Origin of the sequence: Oscillibacter sp. 1-3 (assembly GCF_000403435.2) — a bacterium.
Classification (GTDB): domain Bacteria; phylum Bacillota; class Clostridia; order Oscillospirales; family Oscillospiraceae; genus Oscillibacter.
Genome location: NZ_KE159703.1, coordinates 687,601 through 701,698 on the forward strand (window position 1 = coordinate 687,601; position 14,098 = coordinate 701,698).

The following is a 14,098-nucleotide window of genomic DNA, read 5'->3' on the forward strand; positions in this document are numbered from 1 at the left end:
GCGTTTCAAATGAAATTGATTCTGCTGGGCGCCCCCGGCGCCGGAAAAGGAACCCAGGCCGAAAGGCTCTGCAAAACCCTGGAGATCCCTACCATTTCTACCGGCAATATCCTCCGCGCCGCCATCAAAAACGGCACTCCAACGGGCTTGAAGGCCAAGAGCTTTATGGACGCGGGGAAGCTTGTTCCGGATGAGGTCATCATCGGCATCATCACGGAGCGGCTTGCGGAGGAGGACTGCAGGAACGGCTATATCCTGGACGGGGTGCCCCGCACCATCGCCCAGGCCGAGGCCATGGAGCAGGCCGGGATTGTATTTGACGCCGTCGTCTCCATCGAGATCGCCGACGAGGCGATCATGGAACGCATGAGCGGGCGCCGCGTGTGCGAGTCCTGCGGGGCCAGCTACCATCTGGTGGCTGTGCCCCCCAAGCAGGAGGGCGTGTGCGACAGCTGCGGCGGCAGGCTGGTCCAGCGAAAAGATGATGCCCCCGAGACGGTGAAGAACCGGCTCGAGGTCTATCATAAGGAGACCGAGCCTTTGAAGGCGTTCTACAAAGAGCGCGGCCTCCTGAAGCCTGTGGAGAACCAGAAGGGTGTCGAGGACACCACACAGGCCATCCTCCGCGCACTGGGGAGATGAGTGTATGATTACCCTGAAATCCCAGACAGAGATCGAACTGATGCGCCGGGCCGGAAAAATTACCGCGGCTGCCCGTGCCTTGGCAGGGGAAATGGTAAGGCCCGGCGTAACAACCCATGAGATCGACAGCGCGGTGGAGCAGTTCATCCGCAAACAGGGCGCGGTTCCGTCTTTCCTCCACTACAACGGCTATCCGGCCAGCGTCTGTGTCAGCGTCAACGACGAGGTCATCCACGGCATTCCCGGCAAGCGGGTGCTGGTGGAGGGCGACATCGTCAGCATTGATGTGGGCGCGTACATTGGAGGGTTTCACGGCGACTGCGCGGCCACCTTCGCCTGCGGAAAGATCTCTCAGGAGGCCCAGAGCCTGATCGACGTGACCAGGCAGAGCTTTTTTGAGGGCATCCGGTACGCCAGGGAGGGCCACCGCCTTCAGGACATATCCGCGGCCATTCAGTCTTACGTGGAGAGCCACGGCTGCAGCGTCGTCCGGGAGTATGTGGGCCACGGCGTGGGAGCCAAGATGCACGAGCCGCCGGAGATCCCCAATTACGGCCATCCCGGCCGGGGACCCCGGCTGCTGCGGGGCATGACCCTTGCAATCGAACCCATGGTGAACGCGGGAAAGGCCGCCATCCAGGTCCTGCCGGACGGCTGGACCGTCAAAACGGTGGACGGCAAGTGGGCGGCCCACTATGAGAATACGATCCTGATTACCGATGGGGAGCCGGAGATTCTGACGGCCCCCGCCATCTGAGGGTAAGAAGAAGCGTATGGAAATTGCAAAATCAAATATCGTCCGATCCGACGCCGGCAGGGACAGAGGGAAGCTCTTCGTCGTTCTTGCGGTGGAGGGGGAGTACCTTCTGCTGGCGGACGGAAAGTCCAGAAAGGTGGAGTCGCCCAAGCGCAAAAAGCGCAGGCATGTGCTCTTTGTGGCCGACGACGGCACCCGCCTTGCTGAAAAAATCAAGGGCCAAGAGAAGATCACCAACAGTGAGCTTCGCAGAACCCTCGCGGCTTACCGCGGGGAGGTTCATCCGGACCAGGAGGGATAACGTTTGGCAAAATCCGACATGATCGAGGTAGAGGGCGTTGTGGTGGAAGCCCTGCCCAACACGACATTCAAGGTAGACATTGGAAATGGACACACAATTTTGGCGTTCATCTCCGGAAAACTCAGGATGAATTTCATCAGGATCCTGCCAGGCGACAAGGTTACGGTGGAGATGTCCCCCTACGACCTGACCCGCGGCCGGATCACCTGGCGCAGCAAGTGAGCGCCGGGGGAGCAGACTGACACAAACCGCTGAAAGGAAGGTTTCAAACTATGAAAGTAAGACCGTCCGTGAAGCCCATGTGCGAAAAATGCAAGGTCATTCGCCGCAAAGGCCGTGTCATGGTCATTTGCGAGAACCCCAAGCATAAGCAGAGACAGGGCTAACATTTAATTGGAGGTGCTTTAAGAGTATGGCACGTATTGCCGGTATTGACCTGCCGAAGGATAAGCGTATCGAGATCGGCCTCACCTATATCTACGGCATTGGCAGAAAGAGCGCCAAGGACATTCTGGCGCAGGCGGGCGTCAACCCCGACGTCCGTGTGAAGGACCTGACCGACGCCGACGAGCAGAAGCTCCGTGACGCCATCGACGACTATACTGTCGAGGGCGACCTGCGCCGTCAGACTGCCCTGGACATCAAGCGTTTGAGCGAGATCGGCTGCTATCGCGGCATCCGGCACCGCAAGGGGCTGCCCGTCCGCGGCCAGCGCAGCAAGACCAACGCCCGCACCCGCAAGGGTCCCAAGAAGACCATTGCCAACAAGAAGAAGTAAGGAGGGAGAACAGAAATGGCAACTGCGAAGTCTGGCGGCAAGAAAGTCATTCGCCGCCGCCGTGAGAGAAAGAATATTGAGCGGGGTCAGGTCCATATCCGTTCTTCTTTCAACAACACCATGGTAACTGTTACCGACGCCCAGGGCAACGCCATCTCCTGGGCCTCCTCCGGCGGCCTGGGCTTCCGGGGCAGCAAGAAGTCCACTCCCTTTGCGGCTCAGACTGCGGCGGAGACCGCCGCCCGCGCCGCTATGGAGCACGGTCTGAAGACCGTTGAGGTCTTTGTCAAGGGCCCTGGCCAGGGCCGTGAGGCTGCGATCCGCGCCCTGCAGGCGGTGGGCCTGGAAGTGACGATGATTAAGGACGTCACCCCCATCCCCCACAACGGCTGCCGCCCCCCGAAGCGCCGCCGCGTCTAATCAAAATAGGAGGTAACAAGGAATATGGCAAGATATACCGGCGCAGTCTGCCGCCTTTGCCGCAGAGAGGGCCAGAAGCTCTTTTTGAAGGGCGACCGCTGCTACACGGACAAGTGCTCCATTGAGCGTCGCGGCTACGCTCCCGGCATGCACGGCAACGCGAGAAACAAGAAGCTGTCTGAGTACGGCATGCAGATGCGTGAGAAGCAGAAGGCCAAGCGCTACTACGGCGTGCTGGAGAAGCAGTTCCATGAGTATTTCATCATGGCCAACAAGAAATCCGGCATGACCGGCGAGAACCTGCTCAGCATCCTGGAGACCCGCCTGGACAACGTGGTCTACCGTCTGGGCTTTGCCATGAGCCGGGCCGAGGCCCGCCAGCTGGTGCTCCACGGCCACTTTACCGTCAACGGCAGGAAGGTCAACATTCCCTCCTACCTGGTGAAGAGCGGTGACGTGGTGGCCCTGAAGGAGGGCTCCCGCAGTCTTGACAAGTTCAAGGGCTCCCTGGAGGCCAATTCCTCCCGCGTGGTGCCCAAGTGGCTGGAAATGGATAAGGACAACGTGGCCAAGGTCATTGCAGAACCCGCCCGCGAGGACATCGATCTTCCCATTGAGGAACACCTCATCGTCGAGCTCTACTCCAAATAATCGGAGGATACCCTCGAGGATGACACGTAATGTCCGCGGCATGCAGCAGTGCGCCGCCGCAATGAGAAGATGAAGGAGGGTAACTGCATGATCGAAATTGAAAAGCCCCAGATCGAGTGTATCGAAACCCCAGGCAGTGCCACCTACGGCAAGTATGTGGTGGAACCCCTGGAGCGGGGATATGGCACGACCCTGGGCAATGCGCTCCGTCGCATTATGCTTTCGTCTCTCCCTGGCACCGCGCCGACCACCATCAAGATCGCCGGCGTCCAGCATGAGTTTTCCACCATCCCTGGTGTGAAGGAGGATGTGACGGAGATCGTCTTAAATGTGAAGGGCCTCCTGACCAAGCTGCACAGTGAAACCGTCAAGACGGTTTATATTGAAGCGGTAGGACCCTGCGAGGTCACCGCCGGCGACATCAAGGCCGATGGTGAAGTCGAGGTCCTGAACCCTGAGATGCACATTGCCACGTTGGACAACGGCGCAACGCTCAACATGGAGATCAGCCTGTCCCACGGGCGCGGCTATGTGCCCGCGGACCGCAACAAGCCCCAGCAGAACGTGATCGGCACCATCGCCGTGGACTCCATCTACACCCCGGTCTACAAGGTGAACTACACCGTAGAGCCCACCCGCGTAGGCACCTCCAGCGACTTTGATAAGCTGACGCTGGAGGTCTGGACGGATGGGACCATCTCCGCCCGGGACGCCGTGTCCCTGGGCGCCAAGATCCTGTGCGACCACTTCACCCTCTTCACTGACCTCAGCGAGAACGTAGGCAGCAAGCCCACCGTTGTGGAAAAGGCGGAGGCGCAGCGGGACAAGGTGCTGGAGATGACCATCGAGGAGCTGGACCTCAGTGTCCGCAGCTTTAACTGCCTCAAGCGCGCCAACATCAACACCGTCGAGGATCTGATTTCCAAGACCGAGGACGAGATGATGAAGGTCCGCAATCTGGGCCGCAAGTCCCTGGAAGAGGTTATCAACAAGCTGGCGATGATGGGTCTGCACCTGGCCGATGAAGAGAACAACTGATTTATGGCCGGTGAACTCTGCCGGCTGACCAAAATCCTGATAAGGAGGAGATCGAAATGCCCGGAACCCGGAAACTTGGCAAGACCACTGACCAGCGCATGGCGATGCTGCGTCAGCAGGTTACGGATTTCCTGGACAATGGGAAGATGGAGACCACCGTCACCCGTGCCAAGGAGATCAAGCCTCTGGCTGAGAAGATGATTACACTGGGTAAGAAGAGCGATCTGGCCGCTTACCGCAAGGCCATGAGCTTTATTACCCGCGAGGACGTGTGCAAGAAGCTGTTCAAAGAGATTGCGCCCACCTACGCGGAGCGCAACGGCGGCTATACCCGCATTGTCCGTACCGGTGTGCGCCGCGGAGACGCCGCGGAGACCGCCGTTATCGAGCTGGTGAAATAATCATCCGTCCTGATTGAGAAAAGTCCTTTGTCATGGAATACCGGTGCCATGACAAAGGGCTTTTTATTTTTGGTAAAACTCTGGCGGAGGAGGAATTATTCAATTTCAGAGAAAGTATTATGATGCGTGAGGTACGCAAACTTTTGAATTTCAAATATGGAAAAGAGAGCGTTCTGATCGAGTGTGGGTATCCGGGTTCTTTGGGCTGTTGGAAATCCTATTAAAACGGCATAATAGGAGACCGAAAATTGATCCAATATCAAGGCCATTACTATATCTGCTGCCATAAGGGAATTTTCGGACAAATGGCCGGCAGTGATCCGGAGGAGAGCACTTTTCAAATGTCGAAAGTTGTGGTATGATGGGAACAGTAAAAAAGGAGGGGATTTCCATGCGCAAAATTCAGTGCTATGAGTGCGGGAAGAGCTATGACTTTGACGTGGACGATTTCTGTCCCAAGTGCGGCGCGTTCAATCAGCCCGGAAAGAGCGCCAGAATCGGCGCTGATGGCGCAGTGGTCCGGTCGGAGGGCCTTAATGAGAAAAACCATGCCGGCTCCTTTCTTCATCAGGAGTTCCATTTGGAAAACCGGGTGCGGAAAGCGGTGGGACTGTCCAAGGGAGTCGTGCGCACGGTAAAAGCGGCGCAGCCGCTTCCCAAGCGGCAGGAGAGCTGGCAAAAACAGCAGAAAAGACCCGCCCTGTACATTATATGGATCATTATAGCCATTATAGTTGTCAATACGCTGAGCAGTATCATTGGAATCCTATTTTGAGGAGAGACCGCCCGTGGATACAACGCAGGCGGAGTCTGTCCACACGCTGAAAAACAACAGATTTTGACAGCTCTATTTTTCCGCTATTCGTATAAACTATCCCTGAAAAATACGAGGAGATGGAAACGGATGTGGAAAAAACGGCTGCTCTTTTTGTGTCTGGCAGGGCTGACGCTGTGGGCCGCCGCGGGCGAGGAGGCTCTGCCTGCGGACGCCGCGGCGGAGCTTCCGGCGGAGGTAAAATATATCGCGCTGACCTTTGACGACGGTCCACGCCGGGGGACCACCAGCTGTCTGCTGGATGGCCTGCAGGAGCGGGGGGCCAGTGCCACCTTTTTTCTGGTAGGCGAGGAGATCGAAGGAAACGAGGACCTGGTAGAGCGAATGAAGGCAGAGGGACATCAGGTGGGTAACCACACCTGGAGTCATGTGCGGCTGGGAGGCACCTCCTTTGAGACAGTCAGCCAGGAGGTCCGTATGACCGAGGAGGCACTGGAGGAGCTTCTGGGGGAGAAGGGGTACTGGCTCCGCCCGCCCTATGGCCTCGTCGACGAGGGGATGGAAATCAGCGTCCCCATGGTCAAGTGGTCCGTGGACCCCCGGGACTGGGAGAAGCGGAATACGGCGCAGGTGACCCAGGCTGTGTTGCGGGACGTCAGGCCCAACTCCATCATCCTGCTCCATGACATCTACCCCACCTCGGTGGAGGCTGCTTTGCAGATTGTAGACGCTCTGGAGGAGGAGGGGTATTGGTTCGTTACGGTGGAGGAGCTGCTGCGGCTGAACGGCATCACCCCGGAGGCGGGGGTCATGTACCGCTCCGGAACGGGATAAATAAAAGGGCGGATGCTTCCAGCATCCGCCCTTTTTTGTGATAATCAGCCCAGGATCAGCAGGACCAGCGTCAGAATCAGAAAGAGAGCCCCCACCCATTTGGTAGCCCTGGCCAGCTTGGCATCCAGCGTCTTGGCCTTGTTCTTGGCCAGGAAGGAATCGGCCACACCGCCGATGGCACCGGACAGGCCAGCGCTCTTGCCGGACTGGAACAGCACGGCCATGATGATGGCAAGGCCGCAGAGCAGCTGCAAAACAGTAATGACGATCTTCAAAGTGTCCATGTGGAAAACCTCCAAAATTTGCCCATGCACAGGCATGATATGTCATTTCACGGATTATTATACTACCATAGATTGTCCCTGTTTTCAAGTGGAATTTTACAAATAAATCAAAAATAAAGTGGAACAAGTGTTTGCAATCTGTGGACAGATGTGATATAATACTTAAAATAGAACCCGGGAAGGGAATCAGGAGGTCCACTATGGCGGAGCTTTCCAAAATGCAGAAGCGGATCTATGACTATATTGCGGCCTGCATCCAGGAGCAGGGATATGCTCCCTCGGTGCGGGAGATCGGAGAGGCTGTGGGGCTGAAATCCCCCTCCACCGTGCATTTTCACCTGAAACGTCTGGAGGAGGCCGGCGTAATTGCCAAGGGGGCCGGCAAGGGCCGGGCCCTCGCCCTGACAGAGCAGGTACAACAGCCGCCGCAGCCGGAGGACCGCATTCCCATTGTGGGCAGCGTGGCGGCCGGCAGTCCGATTTTGGCGGAGGAGTGTATCGAGGAGTATCTGACATTTGACACCGGCGGCCATGGGGACGACTATTTTGCCCTGCGGGTGCGGGGCGAGTCCATGCTGAATGCCGGCATCCTGCCAGGAGACCTGGTGGTGGTGCGCCGCCAGCAGACTGCCAGCAACGGCGAGATCGTGGTAGCCCTTCTGGAGAACGAGGCCACGGTGAAGCGGCTGTCCCGGCGGAATGGGGAGATCTGGCTTCTGCCGGAGAACGACGATTACAGCCCCATTGACGGCACCTATGCCACGATACTGGGGAAGGTCACTGCGGTGGTGCGGTGGTATTGAAATGCAGGTGAGGCGGCACAGGGGCGTTCTCTGTGCCGCTGTTTGTCGCCGGGCTAACTTTTCCGCTTTTCATGTGAGCGGGGCGGAGGAGGAGCTTGCAGGGCGGCCCGCAGCTTCTCCAGGGCCCGTTTTTCGATGCGGGATACATAGCTCCGGGAGATCCCAAAGGAGGATGCGATCTCCCGCTGGGTCAGCGGCACAGTGCCGCCCAGGCCGTAGCGCAGACGGATGATCTCTGCCTCCCGGCTGGTCAGACACTCCCGCAGCAAGGTGTGGAGCCGCAGGGCGTTGTCACGGTCGTGGAGATCTTCCAGCATGGTGTCATCCACGCCCACCACGTCAATCAGCTGCAGGGCGTTGCCCTCCTTGTCGTTTTCGATGGAGTCCGACAGGGAGACCTCCCCCTGGAGTTTTTTCTGACTGCGGAAGTACATCAGGATCTCGTTTTCAATGCACCGTGCGGCATAGGTGGCCAGACGCGCTCCCTTGGAGGGGTCAAAGCTGGAGATCCCTTTAATAAGTCCAATGGTGCCGATGGAGATCAGGTCCTCCTGGTCGGCGCTTTGGGTGTAGTATTTTTTGGACGGGTGAAGCAAAGGGAGGGATGTTCCCGGTTGAAAACGGCCTCCCATGGGCCGCCGAATTTCAAATGGATGTCCAGGTGGATTTCTTCTTTTATACTGCTTTTTTTAACCACTATTTTGTCCAGAATCGTAGTGACCAGGGCGGAATTGACGCCGTTTTGGAAAGTGAGCTCCCGCTCCAGGGCGGCGCGGATTTCCTCCATCCGTCCCACGGTCTGCTGCCCTTTTTCCGCTTCCGCCCGGAGGGCTTCCAGCCGTTCCGCCAGGGCCTGCGCCTGCTGGTTAAAGCCGTCGTTGCGCTGCTTGAACTCCGCCATGGTGATGACACCCTCGACGCTCATCTCCAGCAGGTGGTCTTTTTTTGTCTGGATGGCAGACAAGTCCTCCTCGATGCGTCGGATGTCCTGGTCATAATTGTGCTCGTCAGGAACGGACTGGAGAACGGTAATCACCGCATCAATGACAGATTGCTTGTTTTGCGCCAGCTTGCTGAAGATGCCGGCCATGATCCGGTTCAGCTCCGCTGTCCTGAGCTGAGGCGCGGAGCAGGCTGCCCGGCCTTTATCACGGTAAATCCGGCACTGCCAGACCTCCTGATTTCCCTTGGCGCTTTTCAGTACCTGCCGGTGGAAGCTGGTCCCGTGCTCCTCACAGAGAATCTTTCCGCTGTATGGGTAGCGGTTGTGAAATTCCGCTCCGCTCTGGTGGGACATCATCTGCCGGCTTCGGCGTTTGTAGAGGGCGTTGGCCCGGTCCCACAGCTCCTCCGACACAATAGCTGGTATGGACGGGTCCGGATACAGGACCCACTCGTCTTCGTCCAGGAAGATCTTCCGCTTGCTGCGGTAGTCCACCGTCTGGGACTTATTGGCGCAGTACCAGCCCTTGTACTTGGGATTGCAGAGAATGTGCCGGATGGTCAGGACGTTGAAGGAATTGCCCTTCCGGCTGGTGAATCCCTCGCTGTACAATATCTGTGAAATGCGGCGGATGCCGATCTGCTGGTTGGCGTAGAGGTCGAAGATCCGCCGCACCACCTGGGCCTCGGTTTCGTTGATGGTCAGCACACAGTCCTTTTTGTCGTACCCCCACAGCTTATCGTTGCCTAGCACATGGCCGTTTTTGATGGCCTGCCGGAAGCCGAACTTCAGCCGTTCGGAGAGCTTGCGCACCTCATCCTGAGCCACCCCGGCCATGACCACCAGCCGGAACTCACTGTCGCTGTCCAGCGTGTTGATGTTGTCGTTTTGAAACAAGACCCCCACATCGTGCTCCAGCAGCTCCTGAGTGTACTGGATGCTGTCCAGGGTGGAACGGGAAAAGCGGGAGATCTCCTTTGTGATGATGAAGTCGAACCGCCCCGCTTTGGCATCCTTTATCATCCGTAAGAAGCTATCCCGCTTTTTCGTGCTGGTGCCGGAAATACCCTCGTCCACATAACCCTGAATATAAGTCCAATTCTGCTTTTCCTGAATGAATTGGGTGTAATACTGCACCTGGTTTTCCAGACTGTTGATCTGTTCGTCCTTGTCGGTGGAAACTCTGGCATAGAAAGTCACCCGCAGGGGCAGATCAAAAATGGTTTTCCCATTTCGCATTTCATTGCGTATCCTGAGCACATTCATATTCGCCCGCCTCCTTTGTCAAGCGCACAGGACACTGGAAAAGCTCCGGGAAGTCGATCATAGAGTATACCAAATCCACCGCTCCGGAATAAGTGGAATTCGATATGAGACCAAGCGAACGGATATGGTCCAGCAGGACGCTGACCAGTTCTCTCTGTGCACTTTCCATGCTGCATCACCTCGGTCTATGCATATGTTGAAAAGAAAGAAAAATGCCAGGCGGACAAGCTCCGTCTGGCATCTGTTGAAATTCTTACAAAACGGGCAGTTCGTTGACGGGCGGCAGGCAGCTGCAGCCCTGGCAGACATAGAAGGTCGTCTTCCCGTTTTTCAGCGGATACGCTGCTTCCGGCTCCCGCAGGATTACAGCCGCTTCAGCAGGCAGTCTCAACGGCAGATATTCCGCCTCGGATCTGTCCGAACAGACTGCCGTCACCTTGGGCGGCGGGTCCCGATCATCCAGCAGCGCCAGCAGAAACATGGCATAGCCGGCGGGATACTGACTTGCGTCTCCAGCCAGAAAGTCCAGCTGCTGTTCTGCCGACGGACCGAAGCGCTCCTCCGAAGCGAGCTGGCTGAGCCGCACCAGATTCCAGGCCATCAGGGAATTTCCGCTGGGCAGCGCCCCGTCATAGGTCTCCTTGGGCCGGAGAATCAGGGCCTCGTGATCCTCTCCATAGAGATAAAACCCGCCGTTTTCGGCATCGTGAAAGCGAGAGAGGGTGTCTCGGCAGAGCTTTTCCGCCTGCGTCAGATACGTTTGCTCCAGCGTGGCGCCGTACAGCGCCAGCTGGGCGAAGAGACAGGCAGCGTAGTCGTCCAGGAATCCCTTTGCGCCCCGCTGCCCGCTCCGAAAGCTGACGTAGAGCGCGCTGCCGTCCCAGAGATTTTCCCAGAGGAAGCGGTTCGCCTGCTTTGCGGCGGCCAGGTATTTCTCCTCTCCGCCGGCCTGATACAGCCGGCACAGCGCCGCGATCATCAGACCGTTCCAGGCAGTCAGGATTTTATCGTCCAGGCGGAGGACACAGCGGCGTTTGCGGTATTGATATACAGGTTGCAGCAGGTCGTCAAAGAACCGATTCGCCGGGTCGCTGCGCAGGAGATTGGGGATGCTCTCCCCCTCAAAATTCCCGGCGTCCGTGATGTCAAAATGCCGGTTGAAGGCCCCGCCCTGTTTCGGGCCGAGGAGGCGGACAAGCTCCTCTGGCGTAAACAGATAATACTTTCCCTCCACGCCGCCGCTGTCGGCGTCCTGGGCGCTGTAAAATCCGCCCTCCGGCGCGGTCATCTCCCGCAGGACGAAATCCGCGGTCCGTTTCGCCGCCAGCAGGTACAGCTCTTTTCCGGTGACTGCGTACGCTTCGCAGTATGCCAAAATCAGCAGAGCGTTGTCATACAGCATTTTCTCAAAGTGGGGAACAAGAAACCGCTCGTCGGTGGAATAGCGGCAGAATCCGCCGCCGATGTGGTCAAACAGCCCGCCTCGATACATCTGCAGCAGCGTCCGCTCCGCCATCTCCAGACACTCGCGGTCTCCCCGTCTGCGATGGTATGCCAGGAGGAACAGAAGGTTGTGGGGAGAGGGAAATTTGGGTGCGCCGCCAAAGCCGCCGTTTTTCGGGTCGAACAGCCGCTTGTACAGCTGGACAGCATCCTCCAGCAATTCCGGTTCTGCGTTATCCTCCGCTGCCCTCGGACGAGTCAGCAAAGACATGATTTCCCCGGCCGGACCCAGCAGCGCGGAACGGTTCTGTTCCCACCTGTCATGAATCAGCGTCAGCAGTTCCCCAAAGCTCACCATACCGCCCTGACGGCGTTTGGGGAAATAGGTTCCCGCAAAGAAGGGCTGCTTCTCCGGCGTAAGAAAAATACTGGCGGGCCACCCGCCGCTGCCGGTAAACGCCTGGCAGACGCTCATATAGACGCTGTCCAGGTCGGGCCGCTCCTCCCGGTCCACCTTGATGGAGATAAACCAGCGGTTCAGCAGCGCCGCCGTCTTTGGGTCTTCAAAGCTCTCATGGGCCATGACGTGGCACCAATGGCAGGTGCTGTAACCGATGCTGAGGAAGACTGGCTTGTCCTCCTCTCTGGCCCGGCGGAAGGCATCCTCGCCCCAGGGGTACCAGTCCACAGGGTTTTCCGCGTGCTGAAGGAGGTAGGGGCTGGTCTCGTTTTTCAAGTGGTTTGACACAGTATCACATCCTTTTGCTGTGCAGGCGCAGGGCAGTAATCAAAATGCGCCGCTTCCCCGCCCCTTCGGGCAGCCGGAGATGATGCGCAAAAACTTCATGCGCACAGACGGCTGCCTGTTCCTGTGATGCGGCAGGCGATTTTATTTAGGATGACTGTGATTCTGCGGAATTATACCAGGGACGGCCGGTGAAATGCAGGCATTTCTTCGGGCAGGCGTCCGCGCACTTGCCGCACCGGATGCACTCCGGGGAACGGGAAATCTCCTGTAAGGACAGCGCCGCCGGACAGGCCCTCTCACAGGCCCCGCAGGAGACACAATTCCCCTGGTCCCACTGAATTTGCACCAGGCTGAATCCGTTGAACCAGCCGTAAATGGCTCCCAGCGGGCACAGGTATTGGCAGAAGGGGCGGTAAACCTTCACGGAGAGCAGCAGGATTCCCAGCAGGATTCCCAGCTTCCAGAGAAACAGGCCGGCGGCCTGGCCCCGCAGGGCCTCGTTCGCGCTAAGCAGGGGAATCGCGCCCAGCAGGGTGCCGGAGGGACAGAGATATTTGCAGAAGGCCGGGACCTTTGCAAGACCGCCGAACAAAAACATGGAACCGCCACACACCAAAAGAATCAGCGCCGCGTATTTTCCGTATTTCAGGATGCGGTGAAAGGGCAGGCGCTTTCTCTTTTTGAATAGGGGAATCTTATGGAGAAGGTCCTGCGCCAGCCCAAAGGGACACAGCCAGCCGCAGACAAAGCGCCCCAGCAGGCTTCCGAACACGAAGAAGACCCCCAGAGCGGCGAAGGGGATCTGAAAGCCCCGCTGGTTCAGCAGCGCCTGCAAGGCCCCGATGGGGCAGGCGGCGACGGCTCCGGGACAGGAATAGCAGTTTAGTCCCGGCACACAGGCGTATTTCAGGCCGCCCCGGTAAATCCTCCCATTCAAAAAGCCGTACATATATCCGTTGGTTACGATGGTAAACAGCAGCTGTACGGTCAGTCGAAGTCTGTTTCTCATAGCTCACCCAATCCCGATGCACTCCAGGCAGATCATCACCGCTTTTTTCCAAATCACGTCAAACTGCCCTTGAACGGCCCCGATCCCAAGGAAGAGAACACCTGCCAGGGCGCCCAAGACCCAGCCGTACGGTTTACAGTTCTTCCAGAAGTCCATGGATGAGCTCCTCCCACTCTGATTTTTCCGCGGAACCGACGACGCTGCCCAGGTATGCCCCCTCCCCATCAAAAAAGAAGGTGGTGGGTACGGCGCTCACGCCCGCCAGGAGCGCGTAGTCGATGGAGTCGTTGGCGAGCAGATGGGGGTAATTCGCCCCTGTGTTTTGGACCAGACTTTCCGCAAGGGCCTGGTCCTCTCCCTCCCTCACATCGCTGACAATGCCGATGATCTGGAACTCCTCCGCGTCATGCTCCGCCGCCAGCTCGCCAAGTCCCGGCATTTCGCTCAGGCAGGGATTGCAGTAGGTGGCCCACACGTTGACCATGGTGAGTTTGGACTGGGTGAAGATGTCCTGTGAGATCGTGTTCCCCTCCAGGTCCGTTCCCTCGAAGGTGATGAAGATGGGCGAGGCTTCCTCCGACGGTTCCTCTGCGGTGGGGGGCTCGCCTGCGGTTTCAGAAGCGGCCGGCGGTCCGCCGCTGTCCCCGGCGCAGCCGCACAGCAGGACCAGTGACAGTATCAGGAAACTGATACTGGAATTCATTAAAAGACGCGATAAGCTTTTTGGGGCGCCCAAGGCGCGTTGGCCCCTTGTGAGACAGGCTTTGCGCCATTTCAGATGAAACGATTTCATTTTATCTGAAACTGGTATCAAAAAAATCTCGTGCAGTTTGCCCATGTCGCTTCCTCCATATGTTATAATTTTTCTGCCTTGTTAAAATACACGTCTCAACGCGGTCCGTAATGGCGGCCCGGCCCCGCCGGGGATAGTAGTCCAAAATTTGCCGCAGGACTGCCCGAATATGACCTGCCGTCAGGTTGGGTATCATCAGCTGCGGCCCATAC

Annotated in this window: 20 protein-coding genes; 13 read left to right on the top strand and 7 right to left on the bottom strand. The window is 57.8% G+C overall.

All coding sequences use genetic code 11. The annotated features are described in order from the left end of the window. Positions 1-9 precede the first annotated feature (9 nt). The 12 genes from C816_RS03390 (at position 10) to C816_RS03440 (ending at position 6,597) form a co-directional block, all read left to right on the top strand. Entirely contained in the window at positions 10-642 is a 633-nt protein-coding gene (locus tag C816_RS03390) for an adenylate kinase (RefSeq protein ID WP_016321012.1), read from the top strand. Positions 643-646: 4 nt separating this feature from the next. After that, on the top strand, positions 647-1,399 hold the full coding sequence (gene map / locus C816_RS03395) for a type I methionyl aminopeptidase (protein ID WP_016321013.1): 753 nt from the start codon (positions 647-649) through the stop codon (positions 1,397-1,399). A gap of 16 nt (positions 1,400-1,415) precedes the next feature. After that, positions 1,416-1,700 carry a KOW domain-containing RNA-binding protein gene (locus C816_RS03400; RefSeq protein ID WP_016321014.1) on the top strand — a complete coding sequence of 95 codons (285 nt, stop codon included), beginning with the start codon at positions 1,416-1,418 and terminating at the stop codon, positions 1,698-1,700. A gap of 3 nt (positions 1,701-1,703) precedes the next feature. Next, positions 1,704-1,922, top strand: coding sequence for a translation initiation factor IF-1 (infA, locus tag C816_RS03405; protein ID WP_016321015.1), 219 nt, complete (start codon positions 1,704-1,706; stop codon positions 1,920-1,922). Between the two features lie 50 nt (positions 1,923-1,972). Continuing rightward, complete coding sequence (gene rpmJ, locus C816_RS22340; RefSeq protein WP_014116882.1) at positions 1,973-2,086, top strand: 50S ribosomal protein L36; 114 nt, start codon at positions 1,973-1,975, stop codon at positions 2,084-2,086. 26 nt (positions 2,087-2,112) lie between these two features. Then, positions 2,113-2,478 (top strand): 30S ribosomal protein S13, encoded by a 366-nt coding sequence (gene rpsM / locus C816_RS03410; RefSeq protein ID WP_016321016.1) that lies wholly within the window; start codon positions 2,113-2,115, stop codon positions 2,476-2,478. Positions 2,479-2,493: 15 nt separating this feature from the next. Next, positions 2,494-2,898 (top strand): 30S ribosomal protein S11, encoded by a 405-nt coding sequence (gene rpsK / locus C816_RS03415; RefSeq protein WP_016321017.1) that lies wholly within the window; start codon positions 2,494-2,496, stop codon positions 2,896-2,898. Positions 2,899-2,922: 24 nt separating this feature from the next. Continuing rightward, positions 2,923-3,549 carry a 30S ribosomal protein S4 gene (gene rpsD, locus C816_RS03420; protein WP_016321018.1) on the top strand — a complete coding sequence of 209 codons (627 nt, stop codon included), beginning with the start codon at positions 2,923-2,925 and terminating at the stop codon, positions 3,547-3,549. 87 nt (positions 3,550-3,636) lie between these two features. After that, on the top strand, positions 3,637-4,587 hold the full coding sequence (locus C816_RS03425; RefSeq protein ID WP_016321019.1) for a DNA-directed RNA polymerase subunit alpha: 951 nt from the start codon (positions 3,637-3,639) through the stop codon (positions 4,585-4,587). Positions 4,588-4,643: 56 nt separating this feature from the next. After that, positions 4,644-4,988, top strand: a complete 345-nt coding sequence (gene rplQ / locus C816_RS03430) for a 50S ribosomal protein L17 (protein ID WP_016321020.1) — start codon at positions 4,644-4,646, stop codon at positions 4,986-4,988. A gap of 391 nt (positions 4,989-5,379) precedes the next feature. After that, on the top strand, positions 5,380-5,763 hold the full coding sequence (locus C816_RS03435) for a hypothetical protein (protein WP_016321021.1): 384 nt from the start codon (positions 5,380-5,382) through the stop codon (positions 5,761-5,763). Positions 5,764-5,892: 129 nt separating this feature from the next. Then, positions 5,893-6,597 (top strand): polysaccharide deacetylase family protein, encoded by a 705-nt coding sequence (locus C816_RS03440; protein WP_016321022.1) that lies wholly within the window; start codon positions 5,893-5,895, stop codon positions 6,595-6,597. 44 nt (positions 6,598-6,641) lie between these two features. Here the strand turns inward: C816_RS03440 and secG are convergent, their stop codons facing one another. Next, a complete protein-coding gene (secG, locus tag C816_RS03445; RefSeq protein ID WP_016321023.1) occupies positions 6,642-6,881 on the bottom strand; it encodes a preprotein translocase subunit SecG in 240 nt (79 codons plus the stop codon). A 200-nt stretch (positions 6,882-7,081) separates the two neighbouring features. Here secG and lexA point away from each other — a divergent pair, with 200 nt between their 5' ends. After that, positions 7,082-7,684 (top strand): transcriptional repressor LexA, encoded by a 603-nt coding sequence (gene lexA, locus C816_RS03450; protein WP_016321024.1) that lies wholly within the window; start codon positions 7,082-7,084, stop codon positions 7,682-7,684. A 53-nt stretch (positions 7,685-7,737) separates the two neighbouring features. On the opposite strand, the gene C816_RS03455 is transcribed toward lexA, so the two are convergent. From C816_RS03455 to C816_RS03475, 6 genes are all read right to left on the bottom strand, one after another. After that, positions 7,738-8,280 carry a sigma-70 family RNA polymerase sigma factor gene (locus C816_RS03455; protein ID WP_016321025.1) on the bottom strand — a complete coding sequence of 181 codons (543 nt, stop codon included), beginning with the start codon at positions 8,278-8,280 and terminating at the stop codon, positions 7,738-7,740. Continuing rightward, positions 8,226-9,893 (bottom strand): recombinase family protein, encoded by a 1,668-nt coding sequence (locus C816_RS03460; RefSeq protein ID WP_016321026.1) that lies wholly within the window; start codon positions 9,891-9,893, stop codon positions 8,226-8,228. The genes C816_RS03455 and C816_RS03460 overlap by 55 nt, the downstream gene beginning before the upstream one ends. A gap of 253 nt (positions 9,894-10,146) precedes the next feature. Then, positions 10,147-12,084 carry a thioredoxin domain-containing protein gene (locus tag C816_RS03465; RefSeq protein ID WP_016321028.1) on the bottom strand — a complete coding sequence of 646 codons (1,938 nt, stop codon included), beginning with the start codon at positions 12,082-12,084 and terminating at the stop codon, positions 10,147-10,149. 145 nt (positions 12,085-12,229) lie between these two features. Then, positions 12,230-13,093 (bottom strand): 4Fe-4S binding protein, encoded by an 864-nt coding sequence (locus tag C816_RS03470; protein WP_016321029.1) that lies wholly within the window; start codon positions 13,091-13,093, stop codon positions 12,230-12,232. Positions 13,094-13,096: 3 nt separating this feature from the next. Continuing rightward, positions 13,097-13,249: a CD1871A family CXXC motif-containing protein gene (locus C816_RS24165; protein ID WP_016321030.1), complete on the bottom strand. Its 153-nt coding sequence runs from the start codon at positions 13,247-13,249 to the stop codon at positions 13,097-13,099. After that, positions 13,227-13,796, bottom strand: a complete 570-nt coding sequence (locus C816_RS03475) for a TlpA family protein disulfide reductase (RefSeq protein ID WP_040654575.1) — start codon at positions 13,794-13,796, stop codon at positions 13,227-13,229. Before C816_RS03475 ends, C816_RS24165 begins: the two co-directional genes overlap by 23 nt. Positions 13,797-14,098 lie beyond the last annotated feature (302 nt).

Bases quoted from the DNA above. Each gene is read 5' to 3' on its own strand.
- C816_RS03390 (WP_016321012.1), top strand. From the start codon at position 10: ATGAAATTGATTCTGCTGGGCGCCCCCGGCGCCGGAAAAGGAACCCAG.
- map (WP_016321013.1), top strand. From the start codon at position 647: ATGATTACCCTGAAATCCCAGACAGAGATCGAACTGATGCGCCGGGCC.
- C816_RS03400 (WP_016321014.1), top strand. From the start codon at position 1,416: ATGGAAATTGCAAAATCAAATATCGTCCGATCCGACGCCGGCAGGGAC.
- rpmJ (WP_014116882.1), top strand. From the start codon at position 1,973: ATGAAAGTAAGACCGTCCGTGAAGCCCATGTGCGAAAAATGCAAGGTC.
- rpsM (WP_016321016.1), top strand. From the start codon at position 2,113: ATGGCACGTATTGCCGGTATTGACCTGCCGAAGGATAAGCGTATCGAG.
- rpsK (WP_016321017.1), top strand. From the start codon at position 2,494: ATGGCAACTGCGAAGTCTGGCGGCAAGAAAGTCATTCGCCGCCGCCGT.
- rpsD (WP_016321018.1), top strand. From the start codon at position 2,923: ATGGCAAGATATACCGGCGCAGTCTGCCGCCTTTGCCGCAGAGAGGGC.
- C816_RS03425 (WP_016321019.1), top strand. From the start codon at position 3,637: ATGATCGAAATTGAAAAGCCCCAGATCGAGTGTATCGAAACCCCAGGC.
- rplQ (WP_016321020.1), top strand. From the start codon at position 4,644: ATGCCCGGAACCCGGAAACTTGGCAAGACCACTGACCAGCGCATGGCG.
- C816_RS03435 (WP_016321021.1), top strand. From the start codon at position 5,380: ATGCGCAAAATTCAGTGCTATGAGTGCGGGAAGAGCTATGACTTTGAC.
- C816_RS03440 (WP_016321022.1), top strand. From the start codon at position 5,893: ATGTGGAAAAAACGGCTGCTCTTTTTGTGTCTGGCAGGGCTGACGCTG.
- secG (WP_016321023.1), bottom strand. From the start codon at position 6,881: ATGGACACTTTGAAGATCGTCATTACTGTTTTGCAGCTGCTCTGCGGC.
- lexA (WP_016321024.1), top strand. From the start codon at position 7,082: ATGGCGGAGCTTTCCAAAATGCAGAAGCGGATCTATGACTATATTGCG.
- C816_RS03460 (WP_016321026.1), bottom strand. From the start codon at position 9,893: ATGAATGTGCTCAGGATACGCAATGAAATGCGAAATGGGAAAACCATT.
- C816_RS03470 (WP_016321029.1), bottom strand. From the start codon at position 13,093: ATGAGAAACAGACTTCGACTGACCGTACAGCTGCTGTTTACCATCGTA.
- C816_RS24165 (WP_016321030.1), bottom strand. From the start codon at position 13,249: ATGGACTTCTGGAAGAACTGTAAACCGTACGGCTGGGTCTTGGGCGCC.
- C816_RS03475 (WP_040654575.1), bottom strand. From the start codon at position 13,796: ATGAATTCCAGTATCAGTTTCCTGATACTGTCACTGGTCCTGCTGTGC.